This window comes from Peribacillus simplex, from assembly GCF_030123325.1.
Classification (GTDB): Bacteria; Bacillota; Bacilli; order Bacillales; family DSM-1321; genus Peribacillus; species Peribacillus simplex_D.
Genome location: NZ_CP126106.1, coordinates 28,233 through 40,992, shown reverse-complemented (window position 1 = coordinate 40,992; position 12,760 = coordinate 28,233). Strand labels below are relative to the sequence as shown.

Genomic DNA, 12,760 nt, shown 5'->3' with positions numbered 1-12,760 from the left:
TCATGTATCCTCCTTTGCCATCCACTTTTGCTTTTGTTTTCTTGTTAATTGCTTAAATTTATATTCAGCCTGCATGGCCAATGTCCGTGTTTCGAATATTTCATGATAAATCAGTTCAACCGGGGTCCGGCCTCGTGTATACTTTGCACCCCTGCCATTATTATGAGCATCAATCCTACGATGCAAATTATTCGTATACCCAGCATAATAGCTGCCGTCCCTGCATTTCAAAACATAAAAATAATGCTTATTCCTCTCCATATAGAATCCTTCTGATTTCCGGATTATACTCATTTTGATCATTATATACAACAAGCGGAGGAAGAATCTTCAAATCAGGGTTGCCGTCCTTTATCCCTTCTATAAGAATCGTATTCGCTTCTTTTGAACTCTTAGGATAAACGAATTGCAGCCGCTTCGGTTCAATTCTGTACATCCGCATGAAATGCAGGATATCCATCAGACGGCCCGGTCTATGAACGAATGCAGCTTTCCCACCCTGACGCAGCAACTGGCTTGAAACACGCATGACGTCCTCAAGATTACACATTATTTCATGTCGGGCAATTGCAAAGTGCTCATTTTTGTTAATTTCCTCGATAGATGGAGTCGGGAAATAGGGTGGGTTGCAAGTAACGACATCATATTTGCTATACCCTATCTGTTTTGGAATTTCCTTTATATCCCCATGAATCATCTCGATTTGGGAGGATACGCCATTGTAATCCATGCTCCTTTGGGCCATGTCATATAACCGCTCTTGTATTTCAACACCTGTAATTGTCCCTTTCGTTCTTGTACTCAGCAGTAAAGGTATGACCCCATTACCTGAGCAAAGATCTACGATTTTGCCTTTTTGGATCGGTATATTTACGAACCTTGATAATAAAACGGCATCTAATGAAAAAGAGAACACCGATGGGCTCTGAATGATCCTTAAATTCTCAGCCAATAGATAATCCAGGCGCTCATCGCCTTTAAGTTCCACCATTGCTGTTACCCTCCTAATCATGTATCGAAAAAGCATGTTTAGGGACCATGCTTCTACATTACTATCGTACAAAAAGGGGTCTGACTCATAGTATGCGTCAGACCCCGAATCACTATATATTGTAAACGGTCTATCTATCACGTAAAAGAAACATCTTTTATATTATTCCTTTATCACTTCTTGTTCAAAAAAGATAAACAGAACAGGCAATCCCCTTCTTTTCGTAAACTGCCAAAGTGCAGATTGCAAATATGAAAGCCTTCTTGATAGATACGGGCTAAATTATCATAGCCTTCCCCGATATCCATAACCTTGTCCGTACTTGCTGTACGGTTTTTCACTTTTTGTTTGACCTTTACTGCAGCAGGCGCACTTTCGACTTCCACAAGGCCCAACCGATGGCGCAAATGCTCTTTCTCCAGCTTGAGCGACTGATTTTCCTCAAGGATCTCAGCCAAATTCTGCTTCAATTCTCCAAGCTGCTTATATAATTGGCCTATCTGGGTTTCCATATTGGTCACCGACTCAAAAATATCTTTCTTATCCACGCTCTCCCACCACCTTAATAATCTGTGGCTTGAATAGAAACGGCTCCCTCTTTTAGAATCTCATCTAGAGTATACTCTAATACTCTTTCTTGCTCGATTAGTTCAATCTGAAGTACGCGTTCTAGAATATTAAGCCCCACTACCTTGCCTTTGCCACCAGGCGTATTAATCATTTCACCTAAATCAGGAAGCATTTCCTTCGCACTTTCATACTCATCATTTTCATATTTCAGACAGCACATCAATCGACCGCATAAACCTGAGATTTTTGTAGGGTTTAATGATAAATTCTGATCCTTCGCCATTTTGATGGAAACCGGTTCAAAATCTCCAAGAAATGTGGAGCAGCAAAGCATTCTGCCACAAGGCCCGATGCCACCAAGCATCTTTGCCTCATCCCTTACCCCAATTTGGCGCAGTTCTATGCGAGTTCTGAATATGGCAGCTAAATCTTTGACTAAATCACGGAAATCCACGCGACCATCCGCTGTAAAATAAAACACGACTTTATTTCTGTCGAAAGTATATGACACATCAACCAGCTTCATATCCAGCTTATGCTCCACAACCTTTTGACAACATATAGAGTAAGCCTCTTCTGCAGCCGCCTTGTTCTCGTCTACAATCAGCTTATCCTTTGCATCAGCGACCCGAAGTACTTTTTTCAATGGCAGGACAACATCGTTTTCATCTACTTGTTTTCGGGCTGTAACGACTTTACCGAATTCAACACCGCGGACAGTCTCCACTATTACAAAATCGTCCTTAGGAATAGCGAATTCACCCGGATCGAAGTAGTATATTTTGCCCGCCTTTTTAAAACGGACACCTACAACATCATACAAATCATGATCCCTCCTGCAAATTCAGCACAAGCTGTTCCATCAACAGCTGTGGATTCGTGTTGGACATCAGCTTCCTTTTTGCTTCCAAAATGCAACCCATATGTTCAGCAAGGCGTCTTGGGGAAAGATGAAGAGCGTGAGTTTCAAATTCCTTCAGTTTATTTTGGAACACAACGAAGTCCTTTTTGTCCAACTGAATGTATAATAAATCCTTATATATAAGAAGTAACAAATCAAGACCTCTGTCAACCTGTTCTCTTTCTTTAAAGTGTGTGAACCAATCCGTCTGAAGGTACAGCAATGCCTTCAAGGAATTAAGTTTTAACACTTCATATAATTTTACCACTATTTTTTGAGCTTGTACAAACCATTCATCATGACTAAGCACGATTCCAGCTTCCACATTCTGTGTTATGTGTGCAATAACCGAAGCCAGCTGTGGTTCTACATCCTGTTCCATCAGCTTCCGTTTCACATTCTCAGGAGATAATGGCTTGAACGAAATCACTTGGCACCTTGATAATATAGTTGGCAGAATCCTCTGAAGCTGTTCGGTCATCAATATTGCCACAGTATCAGCCGAAGGTTCTTCTAAAAATTTCAATAGACTGTTGGCTGCCCCCACCGACATTTTGTCAGCATCGGCAATCATATAAACCTTCCGATCCGCCTCTACGCTTTTTTTCGAAAATTCTTCCTGAAGCCCCTTAATTTGTTCTTTCTTTATTGAGAGACCGTCTCTTTCTATCAAATGGACATCAGGATGATTCCCACTTGAAATCCGTTTGCAATTCCGACAAAGTTCGCATGGCTCATAACCTGCTGTCGGGGCTTCACATAGTAAGCTTTTGGCAAAGGCACTGCTTATCTCCTGCTTACCTGACCCTTTTTCCCCTTCAAATAAATACGCATGGGCCACCCTTTGCTTCGTTATGCTATTTTGCAGCATCGTCATTACCTGCGGCTGAATTTGACTCATGTCCTGCCATGTTTTATCCAAAACCATCAACTCACTTAAGTATATAAATTAATCAGAAGACCTTTAATCTCGCCTATCATTTCCAATATTTCAAGCGAGCTTTTCTCTTTATTTAGGATTTCCTCACTTAACTCAACTAATCTTACATCTATCGTTTCCATGGTTTTCAACTGCCTGCTCTGACCATATTCGTTCCAGCTCGTGGATTGCTTCAGTTCCAGTCCATATTCAACCGCTTCTTTAACAAACCGTTTCACTTATATTTTGCCAATTCCCTAAAAGTGCGTGACCTTCCTAACCGCTGACCCGACCCTTCAATATCGCCTATCAAACGGTTTAATGTTTGGATTTGCATCTTTTGATCCTGTGTCTGGACCATTTTTTGAAATCTGCCATTTCCGGTTTGAAACTGCTTGGCATCCTGACGCGATTTATTATGCTTAATAGGGATATCATGGTTGATTTTCATAATGAACCTCCCTGAAACTAACCGTTAAAATTGTAAAAAGTTTTCAACCGGCAGAACAAAAATGGTCGCACCGCCCACTTGAATCTCCACTGGGTAAGGTACATAGGACTCGGCATTCCCGCCCATCGGTGAAACCGGTGATACTAACTGGGATCGTGACTGACAATTCTGTTTGATGATCTGGATGGCTTTATCAACACGTTCATCCTCTGTGCCAATCATAAAAGTCGTATTACCTGATTTTAAAAACCCGCCAGTGCTGGCTAGCTTGGTCGTCCCAAAATTATTTTCCACTAATTCATTCAGCAGGCGATGACTATCCTTGTCTTGAACGACAGCAATGATCATTTTCATTCTCATCATCCTCCGGTTACTCTGAATTTTTACTAACTCCATTATAGCAACTAGTCCTTGTCTGGAATAGTATTGGTTGAATAATATGGAAACCTATATATTCAGTTTCCTGCTTTCGCTAAAAATTTCAGCAAGCTGGCTTTCGTTTCCTCTAGGACTTCATCTATTGTCCGGCCTGCATCCACGATAATGAAACGGTCTTTCCATCTATTTATAATGAGTTGATACCCCTCACGAACTTTTTTATGGAAGTCGAGGGCTTCAAGATCCAGACGGTTCACTTCCCGTTCCCCATTGGACTGGATACGTCTCAATCCCTCTTCCGGTTCGATATCAAAAAAGAACGTGGCATCTGGCATCATATCTCCAATTGCGAATTTATTGATATTATAAACTTCTTCTATATCCAGACCCCTTGCATGACCCTGATAGGCTAACGAGCTATCTATAAATCGGTCACAGAGGACAATTCCCCCTCGTTCCAACTCAGGCATGACTACTTCCACTAAATGCTGACGCCTTGCTGCTGCGTATAATAAAGCCTCTGTTCTCGAGTCCATGGCTGTATTATCTTTATTAAGGATCACTTCCCTAATTTGCTCCGAAATGGGAACTCCCCCTGGCTCACGCGTTAATAGGACTTGATAGCCTTCTTGTTGCAGAGCCTTGCCAAGCATTTGGGTAATTGTTGTTTTCCCGGCACCCTCAGGCCCTTCCATTGTTATAAAAATACCACGTTTCATCGATGTACCTCCAAGGTTCTTTGTTTGTAGTATATCATTTTAATGCCCGCTTTCATAAACGATCAATTCTCCGTTTGAAAGGGAGGAACCACCATGAAACCTTGATCCCAGTTCCAGCAGTCTCCTCAGATTGAATATATGATCAGGAGTAATCATTTCCCCGGACATAATCAAAGGGATGCCCGGCGGATAAGGAATGACCATCTCGGCAGATACTTCACCCACTGCATTGCGTAATGTGACAGATTTTGATTTACTTTGCTTCATGACGGAGTATGGCATTTCAAGTCCTGTCATTGACCTTCCATCAGGCCATAGGCCCCCGAGATCTGATTCCTTGTTTCCAGTTCTGTCTTCAGTGGCACATTTTATGGTTTGAACGATTTCCTGAAAAGGAAATTCGGTACCCATTTTTAATAAGGGTAAAATCATTAATAAATTATGAGGATCAGCCAATTCAGTAAAAATGCCTTGGGCTTCACATAGCTGCTGTAATTCAAACCCGCTTAAACCATTTGTTGATTGAATGACCACTTTCAACGGGTCTGCCAAGGTGCCTAGTGGCGCCTCCAGGACCCTTACTGTTTGAAGGGCACCTAATTCCCCTCTGAAGTCTGATATCTTTTCAATAAGGGATATTTTATCTTCTGATGTAAAAGCGGCTAAGTAGGCCCTAGCCAAGTCGAGCGATCCCATAATTGGGTAAGATGGACTGCTCGACTGAAGCATTTGTAAATAGAATGATACTTGATCGACATCAACCAAGGATGAATTCACATGAAGAAATGATCCCATCGTCATAGCCGGCAGTGTTTTATGCGCTGAATGGACAACGGCATCCGCCCCTGCCAAAATTGCCGGCTTTGGAAACGGACTTCCTAACTGAAAATGAGCGCCATGTGCCTCGTCCACCAGCACAGGAATCCCTTTTTGATGTGCGAGTCCTACCATTTCCGTCAAGTCTTCACCAAGACCATAATAATTAGGATAGGTCACAATGATGGCTTTTACATCTGGATGTACACTCAAGGCTTCTTCAATTAATTTTGATCCCACACCGCCAGCAATGCTCCATTTCTCATAATAAGCTGGTTGTAAAAAGATCGGATGTACATTCGCTAACATCAATCCATGTAAAATTGATTTATGGCAGTTTCTTTGGACAAGGACCTTATCGCCTTCCCGGCAGGCAGCAAGAATCATGGCAATGTTGCCCACGGTGGACCCATTAACCAAAAAATAACTCCGCTTTACCCCATATAGGTCAGAGAGTAGTCGCTCGGACTGTAAAATGGCGCCCTCTGGAGCATGCAGGTCATCTAAACCGCTTATCTCCGTGGCATCAATACCAAGAATGGGGTTGTATAAGGCTTGGCCCTTTTTATTAAACACCCATCCATTTTTATGCCCTGGGACATGCAGAGATATTGGGCTTTTTTTATGAAAAGCACTCATTGCATCGAACAACGGTGTCTGTGATTGATTCATTTTTCTCTTCCCTCATATCATAGTATTTTTTCATTTTATCAAATAAGTTCAATTTTATCTCATATTGCGTCGACTGAAAGGCAATTATGCGTCTCCGAACCGTCTGTTTGGAGGGAACATACAGAAACATGGGAGCACGTTGCCAAGCATTCTTCTAAAGTACCAAAAAAAGAATCAGAGATTAAAGAAACACATCATTTCTTTTTTCTCTGACTCTTTAACTTTCCACACACTATTTTTTCATGATAATATTTCAGGATTAGTGATTTTTCTTAATTGCTTTAAGTAATATTGGTACTTGGGATCGTTCGTATCCGTGCCAATCATATCCCTTTCGCATTCCTCACAAATAAAAGTCGTATATAGATGTATTCCCATCCCTTTTATTTGTTCACAAACCGCGCACGTTTCCCCTGCCGTTGTTTTGGTTGTTGTTGTCCCCAACATCTCCACCTCCATACCTGCATTCTCCCCAAAAACCATTGTTCGCATACATGAATTTAAATAGTTTAAGAGAACCCGGGATGCTTTTAACAATGTATGATGGGGAATTTCAATACGTGTATGTCTTTATAAAAGTTTCCTTAATTGATAATCCCTTTATATCCAATGATTTTCCTTTGCATTATGCAAAAAAAGACCAGCCGGATGGCTGATCTTTCTAAATGGCTTGGCGGCGTCCTACTCTCACAGGGGGAAACCCCCAACTACCATCGGCGCTGAAGAGCTTAACTGCCGTGTTCGGAATGGGAACGGGTGTGACCTCTTCGCTATCGCCACCAAACATGTAAGGAACGTTGTTCCTTCAAAACTAGATAATAAGAAGGTATTTCATTTTTTAAAAAGCGTTGGTTAAGTCCTCGATCTATTAGTATCAGTCAGCTCCACATGTCACCATGCTTCCACCTCTGACCTATCAACCTGATCATCTTTCAGGGATCTTACTAGCTTGCGCCATGGGAAATCTCATCTTGAGGGGGGCTTCATGCTTAGATGCTTTCAGCACTTATCCCGTCCGCACGTAGCTACCCAGCTATGCCTTTGGCAAGACAACTGGTACACCAGCGGTGCGTCCATCCCGGTCCTCTCGTACTAAGGACAGCTCCTCTCAAATTTCCTGCGCCCGCGACGGATAGGGACCGAACTGTCTCACGACGTTCTGAACCCAGCTCGCGTACCGCTTTAATGGGCGAACAGCCCAACCCTTGGGACCGACTACAGCCCCAGGATGCGATGAGCCGACATCGAGGTGCCAAACCTCCCCGTCGATGTGGACTCTTGGGGGAGATAAGCCTGTTATCCCCGGGGTAGCTTTTATCCGTTGAGCGATGGCCCTTCCATGCGGAACCACCGGATCACTAAGCCCGACTTTCGTCCCTGCTCGACTTGTAGGTCTCGCAGTCAAGCTCCCTTGTGCCTTTACACTCTACGAATGATTTCCAACCATTCTGAGGGAACCTTTGGGCGCCTCCGTTACTCTTTAGGAGGCGACCGCCCCAGTCAAACTGCCCACCTGACACTGTCTCCCACCCCGATGAGGGGCGCGGGTTAGAATTTCAATACAGCCAGGGTAGTATCCCACCAACGCCTCCACCGAAGCTGGCGCTCCGGCTTCTCAGGCTCCTACCTATCCTGTACAAGCTGTACCAAAATTCAATATCAGGCTGCAGTAAAGCTCCACGGGGTCTTTCCGTCCTGTCGCGGGTAACCTGCATCTTCACAGGTACTATAATTTCACCGAGTCTCTCGTTGAGACAGTGCCCAGATCGTTACACCTTTCGTGCGGGTCGGAACTTACCCGACAAGGAATTTCGCTACCTTAGGACCGTTATAGTTACGGCCGCCGTTTACTGGGGCTTCGGTTCAAAGCTTCGCTTGCGCTAACCTCTCCCCTTAACCTTCCAGCACCGGGCAGGTGTCAGCCCCTATACTTCGCCTTGCGGCTTCGCAGAGACCTGTGTTTTTGCTAAACAGTCGCCTGGGCCTATTCACTGCGGCTTTTCTGGGCTATTCACCCTAAAAAGCACCCCTTCTCCCGAAGTTACGGGGTCATTTTGCCGAGTTCCTTAACGAGAGTTCTCTCGCACACCTTAGGATTCTCTCCTCGCCTACCTGTGTCGGTTTGCGGTACGGGCACCTTACATCTCACTAGAGGCTTTTCTTGGCAGCGTGGAATCAGGAACTTCGGTACTATATTTCCCTCGCCATCACAGCTCCGCCTTAATGGAAACGGGATTTGCCTCGTTTCCGGCCTAACTGCTTGGACGCGCATATCCAACAGCGCGCTTACCCTATCCTTCTGCGTCCCCCCATCGTTCAAACGATGTATAGGTGGTACAGGAATATCAACCTGTTGTCCATCGCCTACGCCTTTCGGCCTCGGCTTAGGTCCCGACTAACCCTGAGCGGACGAGCCTTCCTCAGGAAACCTTAGGCATTCGGTGGAAGGGATTCTCACCCTTCTTTCGCTACTCATACCGGCATTCTCACTTCTAAGCGCTCCACCAGTCCTTCCGGTCTGACTTCAACGCCCTTAGAACGCTCTCCTACCATCGACACCAATGGTGTCAATCCACAGCTTCGGTGATACGTTTAGCCCCGGTACATTTTCGGCGCGGAGTCACTCGACCAGTGAGCTATTACGCACTCTTTAAATGGTGGCTGCTTCTAAGCCAACATCCTGGTTGTCTAAGCAACTCCACATCCTTTTCCACTTAACGTATACTTTGGGACCTTAGCTGGTGGTCTGGGCTGTTTCCCTTTCGACTACGGATCTTATCACTCGCAGTCTGACTCCCAAGAATAAGTATTTGGCATTCGGAGTTTGACTGAATTCGGTAACCCGTTGGGGGCCCCTAGTCCAATCAGTGCTCTACCTCCAATACTCTCATCTTGAGGCTAGCCCTAAAGCTATTTCGGAGAGAACCAGCTATCTCCAGGTTCGATTGGAATTTCTCCGCTACCCACACCTCATCCCCGCACTTTTCAACGTGCGTGGGTTCGGGCCTCCATTCAGTGTTACCTGAACTTCACCCTGGACATGGGTAGATCACCTGGTTTCGGGTCTACGACCTCATACTCATTCGCCCTATTCAGACTCGCTTTCGCTGCGGCTCCGTCTCATCAACTTAACCTCGCATGAAATCGTAACTCGCCGGTTCATTCTACAAAAGGCACGCCATTACCCATTAACGGGCTTTGACTACTTGTAGGCACACGGTTTCAGGATCTATTTCACTCCCCTTCCGGGGTGCTTTTCACCTTTCCCTCACGGTACTGGTTCACTATCGGTCACTAGGGAGTATTTAGCCTTGGGAGATGGTCCTCCCTGCTTCCGACGGGATTTCTCGTGTCCCGCCGTACTCAGGATCCACTCAGGAGGGAACGAAGTTTCAACTACAGGGTTTTTACCTTCTTCGACGGACCTTTCCAGATCACTTCGTTTACCCCGTTCCTTTGTAACTCCATGTTGAGTGTCCTACAACCCCAAGAGGCAAGCCTCTTGGTTTGGGCTAATTCCGTTTCGCTCGCCGCTACTCAGGAAATCGCGTTTGCTTTCTCTTCCTCCGGGTACTTAGATGTTTCAGTTCCCCGGGTCTGCCTTCAGTACCCTATGTATTCAGGTAAAGATACTGTTCCATTACGAACAGTGGGTTTCCCCATTCGGAAATCTCCGGATCAAAGCTTACTTACAGCTCCCCGAAGCATATCGGTGTTAGTCCCGTCCTTCATCGGCTCCTAGTGCCAAGGCATCCACCGTGCGCCCTTTCTAACTTAACCGTTAAAAAAGATCTTACAGATGCTTTGAAAAAAATTAATTGCCTTCTATCTATTATCTAGTTTTCAAGGAACAAGCTGTCCCAATCACAACGTGATTGTTTCATTGGTGGAGCCTAGCGGGATCGAACCGCTGACCTCCTGCGTGCAAGGCAGGCGCTCTCCCAGCTGAGCTAAGGCCCCGTTTTGGGAAATGGAATGGTGGGCCTAAATGGACTCGAACCATCGACCTCACGCTTATCAGGCGTGCGCTCTAACCAGCTGAGCTATAGGCCCATTCACATAAATAATAAGCTTCTGCTTCCCAAGCTTATCGCGGGATTGCTATTTAATTGAATGAATCACTCATTCAAAACTGAACAAAACAAAAGCGCCTCGTAATTATCCTTAGAAAGGAGGTGATCCAGCCGCACCTTCCGATACGGCTACCTTGTTACGACTTCACCCCAATCATCTGTCCCACCTTAGGCGGCTGGCTCCATGAAGGTTACCTCACCGACTTCGGGTGTTACAAACTCTCGTGGTGTGACGGGCGGTGTGTACAAGGCCCGGGAACGTATTCACCGCGGCATGCTGATCCGCGATTACTAGCGATTCCGGCTTCATGCAGGCGAGTTGCAGCCTGCAATCCGAACTGAGAATGGCTTTATGGGATTCGCTTACCTTCGCAGGTTTGCAGCCCTTTGTACCATCCATTGTAGCACGTGTGTAGCCCAGGTCATAAGGGGCATGATGATTTGACGTCATCCCCACCTTCCTCCGGTTTGTCACCGGCAGTCACCTTAGAGTGCCCAACTGAATGCTGGCAACTAAGATCAAGGGTTGCGCTCGTTGCGGGACTTAACCCAACATCTCACGACACGAGCTGACGACAACCATGCACCACCTGTCACTCTGTCCCCCGAAGGGGAAAGCCCTATCTCTAGGGTTGTCAGAGGATGTCAAGACCTGGTAAGGTTCTTCGCGTTGCTTCGAATTAAACCACATGCTCCACCGCTTGTGCGGGCCCCCGTCAATTCCTTTGAGTTTCAGCCTTGCGGCCGTACTCCCCAGGCGGAGTGCTTAATGCGTTAGCTGCAGCACTAAAGGGCGGAAACCCTCTAACACTTAGCACTCATCGTTTACGGCGTGGACTACCAGGGTATCTAATCCTGTTTGCTCCCCACGCTTTCGCGCCTCAGTGTCAGTTACAGACCAGAAAGTCGCCTTCGCCACTGGTGTTCCTCCAAATCTCTACGCATTTCACCGCTACACTTGGAATTCCACTTTCCTCTTCTGCACTCAAGTCCCCCAGTTTCCAATGACCCTCCACGGTTGAGCCGTGGGCTTTCACATCAGACTTAAGGAACCACCTGCGCGCGCTTTACGCCCAATAATTCCGGACAACGCTTGCCACCTACGTATTACCGCGGCTGCTGGCACGTAGTTAGCCGTGGCTTTCTGGTTAGGTACCGTCAAGGTACCAGCAGTTACTCTGGTACTTGTTCTTCCCTAACAACAGAACTTTACGACCCGAAGGCCTTCTTCGTTCACGCGGCGTTGCTCCGTCAGACTTTCGTCCATTGCGGAAGATTCCCTACTGCTGCCTCCCGTAGGAGTCTGGGCCGTGTCTCAGTCCCAGTGTGGCCGATCACCCTCTCAGGTCGGCTACGCATCGTCGCCTTGGTGAGCCATTACCTCACCAACTAGCTAATGCGCCGCGGGCCCATCTATAAGTGACAGCGTAAACCGTCTTTCCATCTTCTCTCATGCGAGAAAAGAACGTATCCGGTATTAGCTCCGGTTTCCCGAAGTTATCCCAGTCTTATAGGCAGGTTGCCCACGTGTTACTCACCCGTCCGCCGCTAATCTCAGGGAGCAAGCTCCCGTCGATTCGCTCGACTTGCATGTATTAGGCACGCCGCCAGCGTTCGTCCTGAGCCAGGATCAAACTCTCCGAAGAAATGTTTGACTTGCTCATTTGCTTTTTTGATAGTGTGTGCTCACTTAAAATTTAACGTTGGCGCTTTGTTTTGTTCAGTTTTCAAAGAGCGATTTTTTGTCGTTACTTCGTAAGCGACTTTATTATCTTATCACTTACTCAACCTAATGTCAACAATTATTTCAATTTGTTTTTTTCGATTGAGCAACTGACGATGTCGTTATTGGCGACTCCTAATATATTATCAGGTTGAAGGGTTATCGTCAATCGTTTAATTAGTTTTTTTTAAAAAAACTATAACATGATAAAAACCCCAAGGAGATATCCATGGGGTTTTCATAAGAATGACTTCGACGCAATATCCTTTAAATGATCCAATAACCAATGGCCGCCAAAGCGGCAACCCCCGGTATTCCAAGCAGGCCGGCGACTGCCGAGGTAACGGGGTTGATGGGTACATGAATGCCCGCTTGATTCCCAAGTGTATTCAAAAAGAACAAAAATGCTGCACCGATAATGACCTTTATAATCCCCTGCCCTATAAACCGGACAGGTCTTAATGGCGCCCCGATAATGAGGAGCATTAAAATCAGGCCGCCAATTACGGCAACAAAGACAACTGGTTCCAAACTCATTCCTCCCCGC

At 45.8% G+C, this 12,760-nt stretch carries 10 protein-coding genes, 2 tRNA genes, 3 rRNA genes and 1 pseudogene; all 16 read right to left on the bottom strand.

Going from position 1 to position 12,760, the window contains the following annotated elements:
• The 16 genes and pseudogenes from QNH43_RS00220 to QNH43_RS00145 all read right to left on the bottom strand — a co-directional run bounded on the left by QNH43_RS00220 (window position 1) and on the right by QNH43_RS00145 (window position 12,750).
• Complete coding sequence (locus tag QNH43_RS00220) at window positions 1–261, bottom strand: GIY-YIG nuclease family protein (RefSeq protein ID WP_076372928.1); 261 nt, start codon at window positions 259–261, stop codon at window positions 1–3.
• Window positions 248–991 (bottom strand): tRNA1(Val) (adenine(37)-N6)-methyltransferase, encoded by a 744-nt coding sequence (locus QNH43_RS00215; protein ID WP_283916459.1) that lies wholly within the window; start codon window positions 989–991, stop codon window positions 248–250. Before QNH43_RS00215 ends, QNH43_RS00220 begins: the two co-directional genes overlap by 14 nt.
• Before the next feature lie 173 nt (window positions 992–1,164).
• Window positions 1,165–1,503, bottom strand: a complete 339-nt coding sequence (gene yabA, locus QNH43_RS00210) for a DNA replication initiation control protein YabA (protein ID WP_370662572.1) — start codon at window positions 1,501–1,503, stop codon at window positions 1,165–1,167.
• Between the two features lie 50 nt (window positions 1,504–1,553).
• The gene (locus QNH43_RS00205) at window positions 1,554–2,384 is read right to left on the bottom strand and encodes a PSP1 domain-containing protein (protein WP_061440314.1); all 831 of its coding nucleotides are present in this window, start codon (window positions 2,382–2,384) and stop codon (window positions 1,554–1,556) included.
• A gap of 1 nt (window position 2,385) precedes the next feature.
• A complete protein-coding gene (gene holB / locus QNH43_RS00200) occupies window positions 2,386–3,390 on the bottom strand; it encodes a DNA polymerase III subunit delta' (RefSeq protein ID WP_434060146.1) in 1,005 nt (334 codons plus the stop codon).
• Between the two features lie 8 nt (window positions 3,391–3,398).
• Window positions 3,399–3,832, bottom strand: a pseudogene (locus QNH43_RS00195) (YaaR family protein).
• Window positions 3,833–3,856: 24 nt separating this feature from the next.
• Window positions 3,857–4,186, bottom strand: coding sequence for a cyclic di-AMP receptor DarA (locus QNH43_RS00190; protein WP_063235895.1), 330 nt, complete (start codon window positions 4,184–4,186; stop codon window positions 3,857–3,859).
• Window positions 4,187–4,287: 101 nt separating this feature from the next.
• Window positions 4,288–4,929, bottom strand: coding sequence for a dTMP kinase (tmk, locus tag QNH43_RS00185; RefSeq protein ID WP_076372920.1), 642 nt, complete (start codon window positions 4,927–4,929; stop codon window positions 4,288–4,290).
• A gap of 39 nt (window positions 4,930–4,968) precedes the next feature.
• The gene (locus QNH43_RS00180; protein WP_283916457.1) at window positions 4,969–6,417 is read right to left on the bottom strand and encodes an aminotransferase class I/II-fold pyridoxal phosphate-dependent enzyme; all 1,449 of its coding nucleotides are present in this window, start codon (window positions 6,415–6,417) and stop codon (window positions 4,969–4,971) included.
• A 240-nt stretch (window positions 6,418–6,657) separates the two neighbouring features.
• Window positions 6,658–6,876 (bottom strand): sigma factor G inhibitor Gin, encoded by a 219-nt coding sequence (locus QNH43_RS00175; protein WP_081395831.1) that lies wholly within the window; start codon window positions 6,874–6,876, stop codon window positions 6,658–6,660.
• A 209-nt stretch (window positions 6,877–7,085) separates the two neighbouring features.
• Window positions 7,086–7,201 (bottom strand): 5S ribosomal RNA (rrf, locus tag QNH43_RS00170).
• A gap of 64 nt (window positions 7,202–7,265) precedes the next feature.
• A 23S ribosomal RNA gene (locus tag QNH43_RS00165) occupies window positions 7,266–10,197 on the bottom strand.
• A gap of 104 nt (window positions 10,198–10,301) precedes the next feature.
• Window positions 10,302–10,377, bottom strand: a tRNA-Ala gene (locus tag QNH43_RS00160).
• A 16-nt stretch (window positions 10,378–10,393) separates the two neighbouring features.
• Window positions 10,394–10,470, bottom strand: a tRNA-Ile gene (locus QNH43_RS00155).
• Between the two features lie 115 nt (window positions 10,471–10,585).
• Window positions 10,586–12,136, bottom strand: a 16S ribosomal RNA gene (locus tag QNH43_RS00150).
• Together the 16S, 23S and 5S rRNA genes with 2 tRNA genes alongside form the textbook arrangement of a ribosomal RNA operon.
• A 344-nt stretch (window positions 12,137–12,480) precedes the next feature.
• On the bottom strand, window positions 12,481–12,750 hold the full coding sequence (locus tag QNH43_RS00145; RefSeq protein WP_377402698.1) for a pro-sigmaK processing inhibitor BofA family protein: 270 nt from the start codon (window positions 12,748–12,750) through the stop codon (window positions 12,481–12,483).
• Window positions 12,751–12,760: the final 10 nt, after the last annotated feature.